The 16,733-nt window shown below is 51.8% G+C and carries 16 protein-coding genes and 1 pseudogene; all 17 read right to left on the bottom strand.

Annotated features, from left to right (window positions below):
• Positions 1-693, bottom strand: a 693-nt coding sequence (gene thyX, locus VB081_RS07960) for an FAD-dependent thymidylate synthase (RefSeq protein WP_323400290.1), incomplete at its 3' end; no start/stop codon positions are given.
• Between the two features lie 24 nt (positions 694-717).
• Positions 718-1,128 (bottom strand): Mini-ribonuclease 3, encoded by a 411-nt coding sequence (locus VB081_RS07955; protein WP_323400289.1) that lies wholly within the window; start codon positions 1,126-1,128, stop codon positions 718-720.
• The gene (locus VB081_RS07950; RefSeq protein WP_323400288.1) at positions 1,118-1,846 is read right to left on the bottom strand and encodes an N-acetylmuramoyl-L-alanine amidase family protein; all 729 of its coding nucleotides are present in this window, start codon (positions 1,844-1,846) and stop codon (positions 1,118-1,120) included. The genes VB081_RS07955 and VB081_RS07950 overlap by 11 nt, the downstream gene beginning before the upstream one ends.
• Before the next feature lie 26 nt (positions 1,847-1,872).
• The gene (tsaD, locus tag VB081_RS07945) at positions 1,873-2,880 is read right to left on the bottom strand and encodes a tRNA (adenosine(37)-N6)-threonylcarbamoyltransferase complex transferase subunit TsaD (protein WP_323400287.1); all 1,008 of its coding nucleotides are present in this window, start codon (positions 2,878-2,880) and stop codon (positions 1,873-1,875) included.
• On the bottom strand, positions 2,873-3,580 hold the full coding sequence (locus tag VB081_RS07940) for a TIGR01906 family membrane protein (RefSeq protein WP_323400286.1): 708 nt from the start codon (positions 3,578-3,580) through the stop codon (positions 2,873-2,875). Before VB081_RS07940 ends, tsaD begins: the two co-directional genes overlap by 8 nt.
• A 4-nt stretch (positions 3,581-3,584) precedes the next feature.
• Positions 3,585-4,154: a cyclase family protein gene (locus VB081_RS07935; protein WP_323400285.1), complete on the bottom strand. Its 570-nt coding sequence runs from the start codon at positions 4,152-4,154 to the stop codon at positions 3,585-3,587.
• Positions 4,155-4,330: 176 nt separating this feature from the next.
• A complete protein-coding gene (locus VB081_RS07930) occupies positions 4,331-4,768 on the bottom strand; it encodes a DUF3021 domain-containing protein (RefSeq protein WP_323400284.1) in 438 nt (145 codons plus the stop codon).
• A 5-nt stretch (positions 4,769-4,773) separates the two neighbouring features.
• The gene (locus VB081_RS07925; protein WP_323400283.1) at positions 4,774-5,217 is read right to left on the bottom strand and encodes a LytTR family DNA-binding domain-containing protein; all 444 of its coding nucleotides are present in this window, start codon (positions 5,215-5,217) and stop codon (positions 4,774-4,776) included.
• Between the two features lie 133 nt (positions 5,218-5,350).
• The gene (locus VB081_RS07920; protein WP_323400282.1) at positions 5,351-6,004 is read right to left on the bottom strand and encodes an HAD hydrolase-like protein; all 654 of its coding nucleotides are present in this window, start codon (positions 6,002-6,004) and stop codon (positions 5,351-5,353) included.
• Complete coding sequence (locus VB081_RS07915; RefSeq protein WP_323400281.1) at positions 6,001-8,010, bottom strand: glycoside hydrolase family 13 protein; 2,010 nt, start codon at positions 8,008-8,010, stop codon at positions 6,001-6,003. The genes VB081_RS07920 and VB081_RS07915 overlap by 4 nt, the downstream gene beginning before the upstream one ends.
• A 1-nt stretch (position 8,011) precedes the next feature.
• The gene (locus VB081_RS07910; protein WP_323400280.1) at positions 8,012-10,450 is read right to left on the bottom strand and encodes a glycogen/starch/alpha-glucan phosphorylase; all 2,439 of its coding nucleotides are present in this window, start codon (positions 10,448-10,450) and stop codon (positions 8,012-8,014) included.
• A 12-nt stretch (positions 10,451-10,462) separates the two neighbouring features.
• Complete coding sequence (locus VB081_RS07905; RefSeq protein ID WP_323400279.1) at positions 10,463-10,735, bottom strand: hypothetical protein; 273 nt, start codon at positions 10,733-10,735, stop codon at positions 10,463-10,465.
• Positions 10,736-10,761: 26 nt separating this feature from the next.
• Positions 10,762-12,195 (bottom strand): glycogen synthase GlgA, encoded by a 1,434-nt coding sequence (gene glgA / locus VB081_RS07900; protein WP_323400278.1) that lies wholly within the window; start codon positions 12,193-12,195, stop codon positions 10,762-10,764.
• Positions 12,192-13,319 (bottom strand): glucose-1-phosphate adenylyltransferase subunit GlgD, encoded by a 1,128-nt coding sequence (gene glgD / locus VB081_RS07895; RefSeq protein WP_323400277.1) that lies wholly within the window; start codon positions 13,317-13,319, stop codon positions 12,192-12,194. The genes glgA and glgD overlap by 4 nt, the downstream gene beginning before the upstream one ends.
• Positions 13,313-14,524 (bottom strand): glucose-1-phosphate adenylyltransferase, encoded by a 1,212-nt coding sequence (locus VB081_RS07890; RefSeq protein WP_323400276.1) that lies wholly within the window; start codon positions 14,522-14,524, stop codon positions 13,313-13,315. Before VB081_RS07890 ends, glgD begins: the two co-directional genes overlap by 7 nt.
• Positions 14,525-14,530: 6 nt before the next feature.
• Positions 14,531-16,435, bottom strand: a complete 1,905-nt coding sequence (gene glgB, locus VB081_RS07885; RefSeq protein ID WP_323400275.1) for a 1,4-alpha-glucan branching protein GlgB — start codon at positions 16,433-16,435, stop codon at positions 14,531-14,533.
• A gap of 61 nt (positions 16,436-16,496) precedes the next feature.
• Positions 16,497-16,733, bottom strand: a pseudogene (locus VB081_RS07880) (glucose-6-phosphate isomerase); the annotation flags it as partial.

Raw genomic sequence — 16,733 nt, 5'->3', positions numbered from 1 at the left:
TTCCATTTTTCCGCAGCTCATGTGTCCTTCCGCGCACTTGCCGCCGACGCACGACGCGCCCGCATTTTTAAACAAGGCCGGTGCGACCCCCATCGCCAGCGCAAGCATCTGCCACGCAAGCTCGCGGATCTCCCACTGCGCCCGGTTGCAGCACCGCAGCTCAAAAAAGTGCAGCAGTTCGCGCGCGTTCATTGTGATGATCATCTTTGTCTCACACGCGTTGGGAAGCACGAAACGCGCATCCTCGTTGGATTTTTCCCCGTTCGCGCCCAGTGCCTGCACCCATTCGTCGTACCATCCCTGCATCGTCTGCATTTGTTTTTCAAACTTATCCACCGCCTCTTGACCAAGCGCCTCGATGCTCGGCGGAATAATATAGGAAAACTCACCCTTCTTTTCGCTCTGGTTCACATAGCGCTGCGACTGCACCGAAAAGCTTGCCAGACGATGACGCGTGATCTGCGCGAGCAGCGCGCGTGACACGCCCTCCACGCCAAACGAAAACGACGCGTGCTCGATGGGCGACAAATGTCCCATTTGTGTCAAACGGTCAATAAACTCTTCACTTTTTGCCGTTTTTTGCAGCTGCTCGATATCCGCACGGGAATAGCAAAGCTTCGCCCCCATCGAAACGATGAGTTCCGGGTCGGGCGTAGCCATCAAAAGCACTGTCTTCAACGTCGTTTTTGGCATATATGTTTCCTCTTTTCTCAAAGGTTATAGTTCAAATTCCAGCGTTCCCAATATTTCGTTTGCGCGCTCCATTTGTCCGCTCAAATACAAATACCCGATCACCGCTTCCATTGCCGTCGCGTATTTATAATCCGCCACGCTCATGTTTTTGGGCACGGTCGGGCTTTTGGCATTGCGCCCGCGCATGAACACCTCTTTTTCAGCGTCCGTAAAGCGCTCCATCCATTCGTGCGCGAAAGCCGCCTGCGCACGCGCATTGACGATCCTAATGCTCATAGAATGCAGCTTTCCCGCGTTTTTTTGACTGTTTAGGGCATATTTGGTACGCACATACAGGTCAAACACGCTGTCGCCAATATATGCGAGCGTAAGCGGCGCGATCTGCGACGCCTTATCCTCTGTCAGTCGGTACCCGTCATGTAAATCATTCAGCATTCGTTTTGCTCCACTCGAAGTATTTGATCCCGTCCACGATCCCGCCTACGACCTGATCCTGATACGAGGAATCCTGTAGCTTTTTTTCTTCCTCCGGATTGGTAAAAAATCCGCATTCCACCGTCACACTTGGCTGCTTGCCCGGCTTTAGCAGCCGGTACCTGCCGCAATTCGGTTTGCGCGGTTCTTTGGGCGTTAGTTCTTCGTTCATCACCGTCTGGACGCATTTTGCGAGCATCGCCCCCATATTGGAATCCGTATGATAAAAAATCTGCGGTCCGCACGCGCCTTCGTCTTCAAAGCTGTTCTGGTGCACGCCGATGTACATATCCGCCTGTGCGTCCGTAATGATCTGCTCGCGCCGCTGCATATCTGCTTCCTTGCGCTTGGCGATATCTGTTTCATTTGCCGCCGCGACCGGATCGTCCGTATCGCGCGTCATGATCACCGTAACGCCTTCTTTTTCAAGGATATCCTTAAGCTTTAAGGATATCTCCAGGTTGACTTCTTTTTCGTACCCTCCGGTAGAGACGCCGATCGTTCCCACGTCCGTATCACCATGCCCCGGATCGACGATAATTTTCAAGCCTTTTATGCTCACACTGCTTAAGTCAGGCAATCCTGTCCCTGTTTCCTTTGCTTCTTCCTTGCCGCACGCGACAAGAGCGAGCAGCATAACCCCCGCAAGAAACAGCAGTACCAGTCTTTTAAACCGCATGAGCACCTCTCTTTCCCATCTATCTACTACAATTCCATCACAGGCTGCGCATTGAGGTCAAGCCCTGCCCGCGTACCCTTCTCATATTCAAAATAAGCACACGACGCGATCATTGCCGCGTTGTCCGTACAATACTTAAGCTCTGGAAAATATAAGGCGATCCCTGTTTCTTGCGATTTTTTCTCAAACGCCGCACGTATCTGCTCGTTTGCCGATACACCGCCCGCCACAGCCAGTATCTTTGCGTCCGCACGCGCCGCCGCCTCGAACGTATTTTTCACAAGCGTATCCGCCACGTTTTTCAAAAAGGACGCGGCAACATCCGCCTTGTTGTATGTTTCACCCTTTTGGTCAAACCCGTGCAGCAGGTTGATGACCGCCGTCTTTAGACCGCTGAACGAAAAATCCAGATGATCTTCTCCACGGAAGCTGTGCGGAAAACGGTATTTGTTTTCGTCCCCCTGCTTTGCAAGCTCCTGCAAATTCGGTCCGCCCGGATAGGCAAGACCCAAGACGCGCGCGACCTTGTCGATCGCTTCACCCGCAGCGTCGTCACGCGTACGGCCGAGTGTCTCATATGTCGTCTCGTCCTGCGCCCAAACGATCTGCGTATGCCCGCCCGACACAACAAGGCACAAAAAAGGCGGCCTAAGCTCCGGATGGGAAATATAGTTCGCACAGATATGCCCCGCAATGTGGTGCACGGGAATCAGCGGCTTTTTCGCCGCGTACGAAAGCCCCTTTGCGTACGACACGCCCGCAAGCAGCGCGCCCACAAGCCCCGGCCCGTTCGTCACTGCGACCGCATCGATGTTTTCCATACCGCCTGCACCGTCTATCGCGGCCTGCACGACCTGCGGCAGCTTCACGACATGGTTGCGCGAAGCGATCTCCGGCACGACGCCACCATATTCCTTGTGGATGTCAATCTGCGTATACAGCGCTTCCGACACGACCTCCCGCCCGTTTTTCACCACAGCGGCAGCCGTTTCGTCGCACGACGTTTCGATCGCCAGTATGTTAATATCACCCATGCTTTGCCATCCTTTTGTTTATGATACCTGCGGCAGCAGCAGCCCCCACAACGATCGCGAGGAACGTCGCCAAAATACGCGCCACCAAATCGGCAAACAGCTGCTCCTCGAACATGATGATCATGCGCGAAGTCTGCGGATCGAGGATCCAGAGGTCATTGGTGAAGAACACATGGTGGAAGCTGATCCAGAAATTGTTGAAATCCACCGCCGCCCATATGCCGATACACACAAAAAAGACGAGTATCCCTACCGTCGTAAAGAAATATACCCGCAGCGTCTGTTTCAGGTACGCGCGCTTTTTGTGCAGCATGCAGTACATAAGCAGCGCACCGCCCACACAAAACCCGGCGACCATGAACGTGAGCGCATTCTGGTAAAGCGCTTTTACGTCTATCATATGCGCTTTTTCACGGTCGTTATAATATTCCTGTCCCCAGTCATCCGTCCCCATAACGAGGTCGAGGCTTTCTTCCTGCCCTTGCAGATAACCAAGAAGCTGATCGGTCGCGAGGTCTATATTCGCCGCGCCCGCAGCATCGAGCTTTGCCGCCGTGCCAAGGCTTGCGTACTCTTGCTTATAGAAAGCAGAATCGAATGCGAACCCCTGCACACATGCAACCACCACCGAAAAAACGATCAGTATCGTCGCTATCACAGCGAAGATGAGTGTGGATACGCTCCTTTTCGATTCCGCCATCCGTTTATTCTCCTATTCCTTCAATCAGGCATGCGCGAATGGGCGATCCGTCCGTATCGACCTTTAAGGGAAGTGCGCACAGGAAATAATTCCCCGGCGTCACCCGGCTTAACTCCAGGGACTCGAGAATACACACTTCCTCTGATAGAAGTATCTTGTGTACCTCGTCGTTGCCGATCGAAAGCGCGTCCGTGCCAATGATGCGGATGCCCGCATCCACAAGGATACGCGCATGGCGCTCGGAGATGCGTGCCTCGCCCTTTTCCGAACCCTTAATGATCAGCCTTTTCGTGCCCTTTGGTATCTTGATCTCTGATTTTTCTACCACAATACAATCGCCCACAAGGTCGCTGAGCGGTATATCGCGTACTGTCTTACCGCCGCTCATGACGTGCGCAGGCGCATCGATATGCGTTCCGCTGTGCGAGCCCATGCTCATCTTGGAAACGGCATACCCGTAATTATCCACCGTAAAAAACTTCTCCATGCGGATATGCGGGTCGCCCTCATATATTTTTGTATCTTTTCCCAGTTGCTGGGTAATATCTATAATTTTTATTGTTCTACACCTCATATGTTCAAAATCTATACCGAATATATAGTACTACCATTATAGTTTTTTTCATCTTTGTTTTCAACCGTTGCACAAATTATTCACAAATCGCTTCCGTTGGACAGGTATAAGGATATCTGTCCAACGCATTTCTCCATAAAAAAGGGAGCTTACGCTCCCTTTTGTCCTTAAAAACACTATTCTTTATTGGCTTTTTTATAGGCGTTAAGCTTCTCGTTCATCTCTTTCCACTTTTTTTTGTTGACCTGATAAAAGATGACCCAGATCACGATATACGCTACAATAAACCCAACGTAATAAGTAATTAAAAATTCACTGGGCGGCAGCCACCCAAACCAGATCATGAGCAGTGTGCAACCTGTGAGCAGTACGATGAAATGCACGATCGTACGGATCAAATATGTTTTATTGTTCCTGTCAGACCCGATCCAGATCATTTGCACCAGCCCGATGAACAATGCGAAGATCGCATCGTTGCGCAGCTCGCTTAGCAACAGCGCGTCATGTCCGAGCATCAGCGTGATGCACGTCGAAATGAACAGCGCGACCAAAAACGCGGCACAAAACACGATAAAAAACAGTTTTGCGTTTTCCTTTATCCCTTTCCTCTCCATCCTACTCACCTCTCTATTCCCAGCTTTTCGCGCAGTGCCGGAGCATATTGCCGGGATATGACTTGCCGCTCACCGTTCTCAAGCTCTACTTCGATCTTCCCGTTGAGAATCGGATTTAACACCCGCACCTTCGCCAGATTGATGATCGTCGACTTATTGACGCGCAAAAAGCTCGTATTTTGAAAACGTTCCTCGATCTCGTATAAACGCAGCGCGCAGTCGAATATTTTGTCCTTCGTATAAATGAACACCTGGTCGTCCACGCTCTCGAAGTAATATACATCGCCCGGATCAAAAACGAACGTCTGCTTCTCAATGCTCCCGATCACTTTTCTTTGCGCACTGCTTGCAAACGATACGATCTTTAGCAGCTCGTCATTCATTTGTGCACACCGGATGACAATCTCTTCCTGTTCATATTTGGGATCGATATCCAAGGTTACCTTCATCTGTCCCTCCTCTTTTGATCGATAAGGCCTTATCTGTTTTCAGTATAGAAAAATAAAAAACACGCGTCAACGCATTTTGGGTAAGCTGCTTATCACGCGTGTTATGTTGCCAAAAGGCCATCCTATGCTTCCCCTACTTTAAGAGGAATTTTTCAAGCGCATCCATGTCCTGCGCGACATAGCGGCAGGTAAAGCCCTTAAGATCCTGCATTGTTTCGAAGCCGAAGCCCCATAACACAGCGCAAAAATCGATGCCCGCTTCTTCCGCTCCCACCGCGTCATAGTCGCTGTCCCCGACAAGGATGCAGTCCTCTTTTTTAGAAGCCGTACGTGTGACGGCCTCGCTCACGATATGCCCTTTTGTGGTGATATTGATATCGCCCGACGCACCGCAGATCGCCGCGAATTTATTCGCCATGCCAAGATGCGTCAGCGTTTTGCGCACGATCTCTTCGCGCTTGACTGACGCGACCGCGCACACGACGCCCGCGTCGCTTAGCTTATCCAGCAATTCACACATGCCCGGATATATGTCTACCTCAAACATGCCTGCTTCGGCATATTTCTCCCTGTAGATGCGTACAGCCTCACTCGCCATTTCGTCGCTCATGCCGCATGCGTTCACAAACGACAGCTTTAATGGCGGGCCAATGAATTTTTTCATCATCTCCCTGCCCGGAATGTCCTGTCCCATATCGGCGAGCGTCTTTTGTGCGCAATGCAAGATACCGCGGCTGGAATCCACCAGCGTGCCATCAAAATCAAATAGTACTGTTTTGTATTTCATATCCAGTTAATCTCCAAAATTTTAACGCCATAGGGCGGCAGCGTAACGCTTAACAACCCCGCGTTGATTTCATATTCTTCCTCATCCAGCAGGCTTGCCGCGCCCGTAAATTCAAGCTGCCGAAACGTCTCCTGCTCCTCCGCGCCCATCAGCTGCTCCTGCGCGAACAGGTCAACGACCAGCGTATGCGATTCTTTAGAACGGTTCACCGCGCTCAGATACATCCCGTCGCGCGCCACGTTTGAAAACGCGTCCTCACCGCCTAAACAAAAGCGCAGGATACCTAATACGTCCTCGCCCTGCCTGTAAAAAACGCAATACCCTGTCTTGAGTGCATCCGTTTTTGCGCGCAGGTTACAAAGCGTTTTATAATACTCCTGCATCTCCTCATCGCGCTCATGAAAGGGTTCCCTGTTGAACGGATCCATCAGGGAGTGCATACCCGTTTCGTCGCCATAATAGATACACGGCGTGCCCGGCAGAGAAAACTGTATCGCCGCCGCAAGCCGCTGTAGCTGCGCGCCCTTTTTGTCCTGCTCGTCGCTGACGATAAAATGCGCCTGCTGCTCGCGCGTTAAGGAATGCGGGTCTATCCGCGTCCCGAGCACGGTGCGCATACGCGCTACATCATGGCTGGATAACAGGTTCATCAGTGCGTAATACATTTCCTTGGGATAATTCTCATGCTGGGAGACGAGGAACTGCTTAAAGCCCTGCGCATTTGAATATCCCAATAAAAAATCCGTGATCGCATTCTTCAGCGGATAATTCATCACGCTGTCCAACCCGCGTCCTAAGGCATATCGTCTGTTCACACCATAGCTTTGCTTTGTGGTCGCGTCCTCCCACACCTCGCCAATCAGCGCGTTATCCTGTGAGAGGTGCTTGATCTCGTTCCTCATACGCTCGATCGTCTCGTCGGGCAGCTCGTCCGCCACGTCGAGACGGTATCCGCACGCGCCGCGCGCAAGCCATACCTCCATTGCGCTGTCGTCGCCTTCAATGATATCCCTGACCCAGTCGTCATGTGTTTCATTCACCTCAGGAAGCGTCTCAAACCCCCACCAGCTTTTGTATTTATCCGGATATTCGTCGAACTGATACCAGCGGTAATAGGGCGAATCCTGACTCTGGTAAGCGCCCAGCGAATCGTAATGGCCGTATTTATTGAAATACACGCTGTCGTCGCCCGTGTGCGAATAAACGCCGTCCAGTATGAGCCGTATCCCATGCTGCTGTGCCTGCCTCGCAAGCTCCTCGAAATCCTCGTTCGTTCCGAGGATCGGGTCGGCATTTTTATAATCACCCGTGTTGTAGCGGTGGTTGGAGGCGGCCTCCACAATAGGGTTCAGGTATAGTGCCGTTACACCCATATCGCGCAGGTAATCGAGCGAATCAGCGATCCCCCCGAAGTTGCCGCCATAATAATCGCACGGCTGGTAATATTCTTTTCCGGGCAACGCCTCGTAGAGCGGCGGTTCGTCCCAGCTTTCATGCACATATACCTCCCTGCCCATATCCCGGTGAAAAGCAACACCCCGTTCGAACGTTCCGTCGTCCCTTTTTTTGAAGCGGTCAGGAAATATCTGGTACATATTGGCGCACTTGAGCCAGTTTGGCGTTGTGAACGCAGCATCGTACACCGTCAGCTGATAAGCGGGCGGCACGTCCCAGTAGGCCGTCCCCACGCCGCACACCTGCCCGGTACGCGCGCCATAATAAATTTTTGCGCCGTCCGCAAGCTTGATGCAAAACCAGTACCACAGCACGCCCGGCTCGCCAGGCACGGTGTATGCCGCGCACCACATACCATCCTGCGGGTACATCTGCACCGTATGCGTGTCCTGCCCGCAGGCCACCATCAGGTAAACGTCCTCCGGGTGCACCTCCGCAAAAGCGATGCACAGGCGTACCGTTTCCCCGCACGACAACGCACCGCCCGGGCTGCGGAACAGCTCCCTTGCGGAGTCATGAATGATTTGTTTTGAAAAATCAATGTTCATCATATCACATTTCTTTCAGGCGCCAGATTTTTTCGTTGTAGTCGTGTATCGTACGGTCTGCCGCAAAATGGCCGGATTTTGCCGTATTCATTGCCGCGATGCGCTTCCATTCGTCCTTGTTTCGATATACTGCCATCATATTTTCATATACCTGCGCGTATGGCGCGAAATCATAAAGCAAATAGTACCTGTCCGCCCTGTCCATATCACCAAACAGCAGCGAATGGTATAGGTCGGAAAACTGCCTGTCGCTCGCCACGGGCAGCGTACCGTCTATCATGGAGTTGAGCGCATAGCGCAGGTCTGTATTTTGCTCATAATACTCGCCCGGCTTATATGTCCCGTACCGCTCCATCTTTTCAATATCCTGCTCGGACGCGCCGAAGATAAAGATATTGTCAAGGCCTACCTGCTCGGATATCTCCACATTCGATCCGTCCATCGTGCCGATCGTGACCGCGCCGTTCATCATAAATTTCATGTTGCCCGTACCCGACGCTTCAAAACCTGCCGTCGATATCTGTTCGCTTACGTCCGCCGCGGGGATAAGCACCTCCGCTTCGGAAACGCTGTAGTTTTCTATAAACACGACACGCAGAATATCCTTCGTATCCGGATCGTTGTTCACAAGCTCCGCCACCGCGAGGATCAGCCGGATGATGTTTTTCGCCCGCGCGTACCCTGGAGACGCCTTCGCCGCAAACAAAAATGTCGCCGGCTCGATGTACGCCTGCGGATTTGTTTTCTTCAAATGATAAAGATGCAGGATATGCAGCGCCTTTAGCAGTTGGCGCTTATATTCGTGCAAACGTTTTGCATGTACGTCAAAGACCGTGTTGGGGTCGATGTCGATGCACTGTGTCTTTTTCAGGTGCGCAGCAAGGCGCTCCTTGTTCTCGCGCTTCACGCACATAAAATCGTCCAAAAAGGATTCCTTTGAAAGCAGGTCTTCTATGCGATCCATCTCACGGTAATCTTTTAAAAAGCCGTCGCCGATGTGGTCGGCAATCAGTTCCGTTAAGGACCCGTTTGCTTTTGCCAGCCACCTGCGGTGTGTCACGCCGTTGGTGATGCCCAAAAACTTATCCGGAAATACCGTATAAAAGTCGCGGAACGTACGCGTTTTTAAAATCTCGCCATGCAGCATGGAAACGCCGTTCACCTTACCGCACACGGCAATGCACAGGTTTGCCATACGTATTTCGCCGTATGCGATGATCGCCATGCTGCCGATCTTGTCCCACTGTCCGGGGTATACCTGCCACAGCCGGTCGCAAAACTTATCATTTAATATCTGTATGATCTGGTAAACGCGGGGCAGCAAAGACTTGAACAGCTCCTCGTTCCAGCACTCAAGCCCCTCCACCAGTACGGTATGGTTCGTATAGTTGAACATGCGCGAAACGATGTCCATGGCCTCGTCCCACCCAAGACCTTCCTCGTCCATCAAAATGCGCAGCATCTCAGGGATCGCAAGCGTCGGATGGGTATCGTTGATCTGCACCGTGAAATAGTTGGGCAGTGTGTGCACGTCGCCATAGTTTTGCTTGTGCTTGCGCACGATATGCTGCATCGTCGCCGAGGTAAAGAAATAAAACTGCTTTAAGCGCAGTTGCCTGCCCTGCTCGTGATTATCCTCCGGATAAAGCACCTTAGAGATGACCTCCGCAAGCTCACGCTCCTGCATGGCCTTTGCATAGTCGCCCCTGTTGAAATAGTGCATATCGAGCCCTGTTTTTGCCTTGGCGCTCCACAGCCGCAGCGTCGCAGGCATTTTGCTCATATAGCCGATCACCGGGTAATCATACGGGATCGCCAGTACACTGTAGCTGTTTTTGTAGTGAATCTTTAATCCTGCTTCCGTCCATGCCTCCTCGATCTCTCCGCCAAAACGCACCTCCACCTGCTCCTCCGGGCGGGGGATCTCCCACACGTTGCCTGCCTCGAGCCAGTTGTCGTTGACCTCCACTTGCTCGCCGTCCAGAATACGCTGCTTAAAAAGCCCGTATTCATAGCGAATGCTGCATCCGGTGACGGGCAGGTCAAGCGTGGATAGCGAATCCAAAAAGCATGCGGCAAGCCGTCCGAGTCCGCCGTTCCCAAGCCCTGCGTCACGCTCCTGTTCCTCAATCTCGTCAAGCACGAGTCCCATATCACACAACACATCGCGATACTCTTTTAACAGGTGCAAATTGACCATATTGTTGACAAGCGCGCGCCCCATCAAAAATTCGGCTGACAAATAATAAAGCCGCTTTAGCCCCTGGTTGAGAACCTGCTTGTTCGCGTCCGTCCACTGCTCCACAATGATGTCGCGGAGGCAAAGCGCGCACGATTTATATATCTGGTCTTTGGTCGCTTCTTCCAGCGTCTTACCAAAATGCCGCTTCAGTTTTCCCAGTATTTCTTCCTTGATATCCTCTCTTGCCAACTCACGCGCCATACGGCTCCTCCATCATTTCTCGTCGTCTATGCTGCATTCCCGCTCAAGCTCCGTACGCAGCATTTCCTCCGGCTCTTCCTCCACGTCTGTAAGCCCCACGTCAAGCACCGCGAACACATCCTGTTCTTCTTCCTCGTCGATCTCTTCTAAAAAGTCCTCCTCGGGCACCGTATAGTCGTCCACATGGCTTGCCTCGTCGACGATTTCTTCCCCTGCCTGCGCCCCATGTGTGTCGATCTCCTCGGCGATCTGCTGGATCGCCTCTTTTTCTGTATCTCTTTCCATCAGCCGATCTTGTTCCTCCCTGTTTTTTATAAAAGACTTCTGTACAAATCCGCATATTCTGCCGCAGATTTATCAAAGCTGTTGTCGATATCCATTGCCGTGCGCACAAGCTTTGCAAGCGCGGGCTTATCTTCATACACTGTGAGTGCAAAACGGATCACATTCAGCATTTCGTGCGCATTGTAATTGGCAAACGAAAACCCGTTGCCTTCCTGCGAATAATTGTTATACGGCTGTACCGTATCCGCAAGCCCGCCCGTTTCACGCACGATAGGCAGCGTACCATAGCGCTGCGCGATCATCTGTGAAATGCCGCACGGCTCAAACATAGACGGCATCAGCAGAAAATCACTGCCCGCATAGATCCTGTGCGCCAGCGGATCGTTATAGCCAAGGCAGACCGCCGTCTTGTCTGGGTAGCGTCCTGCGATGTATTTAAAGTAACTCTCGTATTGCGCGTCCCCGCTTCCTAAAAGCACAAAGGCGACATTTTCAAACAACGCCTCCTCCAGAACCGCCCGCACAAGGTCAAGTCCTTTTTGCTCTGTCAGGCGGGTGACCATACCGATCACAGGCGTCCCCGGATTCACGCACACGTCGAGTTCTTCAAGCAATGCGTTCCGGTCTTCATATTTGCCGGACATATCGTCCTGCGAATACGTTTTTTTCAGGTGCGTATCACGAGCCGGATCGAATTCTACCGTGTCGATGCCGTTTAATATCCCTGAAAGGACGTCCCTGCGCATGTTAAGGATGCCTTCCATGCCACGGCCGTAATACGGGTCGAGTATCTCCTGCGCGTACGTCGGGCTTACGGTCGTGATCTTATCCGCGAACAGCAGCCCCGCTTTCATCATATTGGCGCTGCCGTACGCCTCCAGGCAGTCGGATGTAAAATACTTGTCATCCACCTGCAATATATCACGCGCCAAATCAAAGGATATCTGTCCTTGATATTGCAGATTATGGATGGTCAATACCGTCTTCGCCTTGCCCTGCTTGGTATCGCAATACTGCGTCTTCAGCAGGAAGGGCAGCATTGCCGTATGCCAGTCGTTGCAATGGATCACATCCGGCAGGAAGTCAAGAAGCGGAAGTGCTTCTATCACGGCGCGGCAAAAATAGGCATATTGCTCTGCCTCTGCCTCCCCGCCTTTATAGATACAGTCGCCGAAATAATATTCGTTGTCGATGAAATAATACTGAACGCCGTCCCTTGTAAGCGTTTCGAGCCCCATATAAAGCGTGCGCCAGCCCATCTGGATGTTCATCGTAGCAATGACCTTCAACTGGTCGCCGTAGTTTTGTTTGACTGTGGCATGCTTGGGCATGATCACGCGTACGTCAACACCCTGCTTTGCAAGACTGCGCGGCAGTGCGCCGATCACGTCCGCAAGGCCGCCCGTTTTTGCAAACGGCGTTGCCTCTGCTCCTGCAATCAGGACTTTTAAGCTGCTCACACGATCGCCCCCTTACGAATGATGACCGGGAAAACCTCGTCGCCAATCAGACGGCGTCCCTGCCGGATATTCACCGACTTATCCAGTATCACGTATTCGAGGTCTGAATTATTGTATACCTCGCTGTTCTGCATAATGATGCTGTTCTTGATCTTTGTTCCCTTGCCGACATACACCCCGCGGAACAGGATGCTGTTTTCCACCTCTCCCTCAATGATGCAGCCGTTTGCGACCAGCGAGTTTTTCACATTGGAGGTTTTGGCATATTTTGCGGGCACCTCGTCCTTGATCTTGGTGTATATTGGATTGTCGTCATAAAACAGGTCTTTTTGCACTGCCGGGTCGAGAAAATCCATATTCAGTTTATAGTAAGACGCAACCGAATGCAGACGGCCTACATAGCCCTGATGCTGATAGCCCATGATCTTGATGCGGTTTAAATTATTCATCAGAAGGTCGCTGACAAAATTATATTTCCCGCGCGACATACAGTCCTCCACCAGATATTCGAGCAAGTCTTTACGGATCACATACGTATCCATCCCGACCTTCTTGGAGCCGCTCAGCGCGGCGTTAATTTCGAGGTCAACAAGCCGTCCTTCGTCGTTTAGGTGCAGCCGCACATCGTTATAGCGCTCGCCCTTGAAATCCTCCGCTTCCTCCTCGTTATAAAGCATCGTGATGTCCGCCCCTGTATCGAGGTGATAGTTCACCATATCGTCAAGCGCCATATTGTAGATCGTGAACGAACCGGAAAAGATGCAATATTGCTGCTTGGACCGTGAAATGTAGCCCATTACGCCCTTGATCGCGTCTACTACGCCGCGGTAAGAGCCCATGTTTTCGGCACTGGAAAACGGCGGCAATATAAACAGACCGTCATTTTTACGCGATAGATCCCATTCCTTTCCCGACCCTAAATGATCCATCAGTGAATGGTAGCTGCGCTGGGCGATCACACCCACGTTGCGGATGCCCGAATTCACCATATTGGAGAGGATAAAATCGATCGCGCGATAACGTCCGCCTACCGGCAGCGCTCCCACCGTACGAAGATATACGAGTTCGCGCAGGTTGATATTCTGTTCTCCTGCATAAATCAGCCCAAAAGTATCCCTTAACATTCTACGTCACCCCCCGCCGGATTTTTGACGATGCGCTTGGCGGGTATGCTTTCCCCCGCTTCCACTGTGGCACCCTCGCGGATCACCGCTTTGCTGCCCACGACAGCGATATCCCCCCCGCCGCCAACCACGGCACACCGCTCGACCTTCACTTCCTCGTCGATGATACTCATAATGATCTTACTCTTCTCACCGATGAGCGTTTCCTGCATGATAATGCTGTCGCGTACCACAGCTCCCTTTTCCACCGTAACGCCCGCGGAAAGAATGCTGTTTTCCACTGTACCGTAGATGTAACATCCTTCGGAGATCAGACTGTTCTTGATCTTCGCACCCCTATCAACAAAATGCGGCGGCTTGTTCGGGTTGTGCGAAAAAATACGCCACGGATCGTCGTACAGGTCAAGCTCCGGGTTATCATGCAAAAGCTCCATGTTTGCTTCCCAAAGGGACGTGATCGTGCCTACGTCCTTCCAATACCCTTTGAATGGATATGCGTACAATTTTTCTTTCGCCGCAAGCATTTTCGGAATGATGTTTTTTCCAAAATCGTTGGACGATTTTTTGTCCTTGGAATCCGCGACCAGATATTGCTTTACCTTTTGCCAGCTAAATACATACACGCCCATCGAAGCCATGTTGCTCTTCGGCTTTTTGGGTTTTTCCTCAAAGTCGATGATGCGCAGCTTGTCGTCCGTGTTCATGATCCCAAAGCGCGACGCTTCCTCCATCGGCACCTCAATGACCGCGATGGTCGCGTCCGCGCCGTTATCCTCGTGAAACGAGAGCATATTGCTGTAATCCATCTTGTAGATATGGTCGCCCGAGAGCACAACGATGTATTCCGGATCATACCGGTCGATAAAATAGATATTCTGGTAGATCGCGTTGGCCGTACCGGAATACCACTCGCCCCTCTCACCTTTTACATACGGCGGCAGCACATAAGCACCGCCCGTCATGCTGTCTAAGTCCCACGACGCTCCCGTACCGATGTACGCGTTGAGTTCCAGCGGCTCGTACTGTGTCAGCACCCCCACCGTATCAATACCGGAATGAATGCAGTTCGAGAGCGGAAAATCGATGATGCGGTACTTTCCCCCATAAGTCACAGCCGGTTTGGCCCTGTGCTTTGTGAGCACGCCGAGCCTGCTCCCCTGCCCTCCGGCGAGAAGCATTGCAACCACTTTTTTCTTCTTAATCATCGAGCGTCATCCCCTTTTCCCTTCATTTGCAGCAAATTCGTAATACAGGGCGCCAAGCGGCGGCACTGTAACGACTGCGCTATACTCAAAACCGTTGATCCCTTTTTTCTGCGTCACGCATTCCTGCGCGCTCTTTACGCCCGAACCGCCGTACATCTCGTCATCGCTGCTTAAAAGAAGCCTGAGCTTTCCATCCGACGGCAGCGCGACAAGATAATCCTCACGTACCACCGGCGTGAAATTCACGACGCATACCACGTGGCTGTCTCCCGCGTTGCGCATAAAAGCATAAACGCTCTTTTCGTTGTCCTCCACGTTGAGCCAGGTAAAACCGTCCCAGCTGTCTTCGATCTCAAAAAGCGCGTTTTGCTGCCGATACACCTCGTTCAGCTTTTTGACGTAGCACTGCATACCTGCATGCGAATCGTAGTCGAGCAAAAACCAGTCGAGCTGTTTTTTAAAGTCCCACTCTATAAATTGGGCAAATTCGTCGCCCATAAACATCAGTTTTTTGCCTGGATGCGCAAACATGAACGCATAAAGCGTCCGCAATGCGGCAAACTTCTGCCAATAATCGCCGAACATCTTATCGATCATGGATTTTTTTCCATGTACGACCTCGTCATGCGAATAGGCAAGGATATAGTTCTCTGAAAATGCGTAATACATGGAAAAGCTCATTTTACTGTGCTCAAACTGCCGGAAATAGTGATCCATTTCCATGTAGGCAAGCGTATCGTGCATAAATCCCATGTTCCATTTGAATGTGAATCCCAGTCCGCCGTCGTAAGGCGGCTTTGTGATCATCGGATAGGCCGTGCTTTCCTCGGCGATGGTCATCGCCCCTGCATAATTGGTCAGTACGACACTGTTGACCTTTTTCAAAAACTTTACTGCGTTGAGGTCAATGTTTCCCCCCTGCTCGTTGGGCACGAAATAGCCGTCACGGGCATAGTTCAAATACAGCATGGACGTGACCGCGTCCACGCGTAGCCCGTCAATGTGGTATTTATCCATGAAAAACATTGCGTTTGAAACAAGGAAGCTCACGACCTCCGGCCGCCCGTAATTGAAAATGAGCGTACCCCATTGCGGGTGTTCGCGCTGCAATACGTTTTCGTGCTCAAAAAGGTGCGTGCCGTCAAACTTGGCAAGCCCATGTTCGTCCTTTGGGAAATGGCCGGGAACCCAGTCCATGATCACACCGATCCCGCGGGAGTGGAGCTTGTCCACAAAATACATGAAGTCCTGCGGTGTGCCGTAGCGTGAAGTGATGGCATAAAAGGCCGTGATCTGATACCCCCATGATCCATCGTACGGGTACTCCGCCACAGGCATGATCTCCACATGCGTATAGCCCATGTCAGACACATAATCCGCCAGCTCGTCCGCCACCTCGCGGAAACTGGGGAAACGGTAGTCTTCTTTTGTGCGCCACGAACCGATATGCAGTTCATAGATCGAGACAGCGTCGCGCAGCGGATTTTTCTTGATACGCTTTTGCATGTACGTATGATCAAGCCACTCATATCCGCCGATGTCCCATACCTTGGATGCAGTCTGCGGACGCACCTCACAGTGGAAGGCGAACGGATCGCTTTTCAATATACGGCTGCCGTCATAGCCATGCACGGCATATTTGTAGTTTTCGCCGTCAACAAGCTTGGGCACAAACGCGACCCACACGCCGTTTTTAAAAAGCTCCATCGGGGTCTCTGCTACGTCCCATTCATTGAAATCCCCAACAACGCTCACGTGCCGCGCGTTCGGCGCCCATACACAAAAGCGGTGCATACCGATCTCTTCTATGTAGTGGCATCCAAAAAAGTCGTACGCGCGCTGCGCCTCGCCTGTGTTGAATAAATAGATTTCATGCTCCGGCAAATACTTCTTCCACGCGTCCTGCATCATATCCACCTTCCGTTTTATTTATCCCACGCCCGCTATGTTTTCTACGCTCGAACCAATACCGCTACACGGTATACACAAACTGATCGTCCTTCGCGGAAGCCCGGTTCAACTCGTCTGCCTTTTCTTCATATCCCTCGCGTCCCATCAATGCAAAGGTTGCGATCTTTCCTTCCTCTACGCCCGGCTGGTCGAACGCGTTGATCTCCAGCAGTTCGCCCGCCGCAGCCGTCGCCATTTCAAACAGGAAAAACATCGCGCCGATGTTGTACGCATCCATTTTGGAAAGCGTGATGCGCAT

The sequence above is a fragment of the Christensenella sp. genome (assembly GCF_034927525.1).
Taxonomy (GTDB): Bacteria; Bacillota; Clostridia; order Christensenellales; family Christensenellaceae; genus Christensenella.
The sequence above is the reverse complement of the archived record's forward strand: the minus strand, read 5'-3'. Positions and strand labels throughout refer to the sequence as shown.

Bases quoted from the DNA above. Each gene is read 5' to 3' on its own strand.
- glgD (WP_323400277.1), bottom strand. From the start codon at position 13,319: ATGTTAAGGGATACTTTTGGGCTGATTTATGCAGGAGAACAGAATATC.
- VB081_RS07925 (WP_323400283.1), bottom strand. From the start codon at position 5,217: ATGAAGGTAACCTTGGATATCGATCCCAAATATGAACAGGAAGAGATT.
- VB081_RS07935 (WP_323400285.1), bottom strand. From the start codon at position 4,154: ATGAGGTGTAGAACAATAAAAATTATAGATATTACCCAGCAACTGGGA.
- VB081_RS07905 (WP_323400279.1), bottom strand. From the start codon at position 10,735: ATGGAAAGAGATACAGAAAAAGAGGCGATCCAGCAGATCGCCGAGGAG.
- VB081_RS07890 (WP_323400276.1), bottom strand. From the start codon at position 14,524: ATGATTAAGAAGAAAAAAGTGGTTGCAATGCTTCTCGCCGGAGGGCAG.
- VB081_RS07930 (WP_323400284.1), bottom strand. From the start codon at position 4,768: ATGGAGAGGAAAGGGATAAAGGAAAACGCAAAACTGTTTTTTATCGTG.
- VB081_RS07950 (WP_323400288.1), bottom strand. From the start codon at position 1,846: ATGCGGTTTAAAAGACTGGTACTGCTGTTTCTTGCGGGGGTTATGCTG.
- VB081_RS07940 (WP_323400286.1), bottom strand. From the start codon at position 3,580: ATGGCGGAATCGAAAAGGAGCGTATCCACACTCATCTTCGCTGTGATA.
- VB081_RS07915 (WP_323400281.1), bottom strand. From the start codon at position 8,010: ATGATGAACATTGATTTTTCAAAACAAATCATTCATGACTCCGCAAGG.
- glgB (WP_323400275.1), bottom strand. From the start codon at position 16,435: ATGATGCAGGACGCGTGGAAGAAGTATTTGCCGGAGCATGAAATCTAT.
- VB081_RS07920 (WP_323400282.1), bottom strand. From the start codon at position 6,004: ATGAAATACAAAACAGTACTATTTGATTTTGATGGCACGCTGGTGGAT.
- tsaD (WP_323400287.1), bottom strand. From the start codon at position 2,880: ATGGGTGATATTAACATACTGGCGATCGAAACGTCGTGCGACGAAACG.
- VB081_RS07955 (WP_323400289.1), bottom strand. From the start codon at position 1,128: ATGCTGAATGATTTACATGACGGGTACCGACTGACAGAGGATAAGGCG.
- VB081_RS07910 (WP_323400280.1), bottom strand. From the start codon at position 10,450: ATGGCGCGTGAGTTGGCAAGAGAGGATATCAAGGAAGAAATACTGGGA.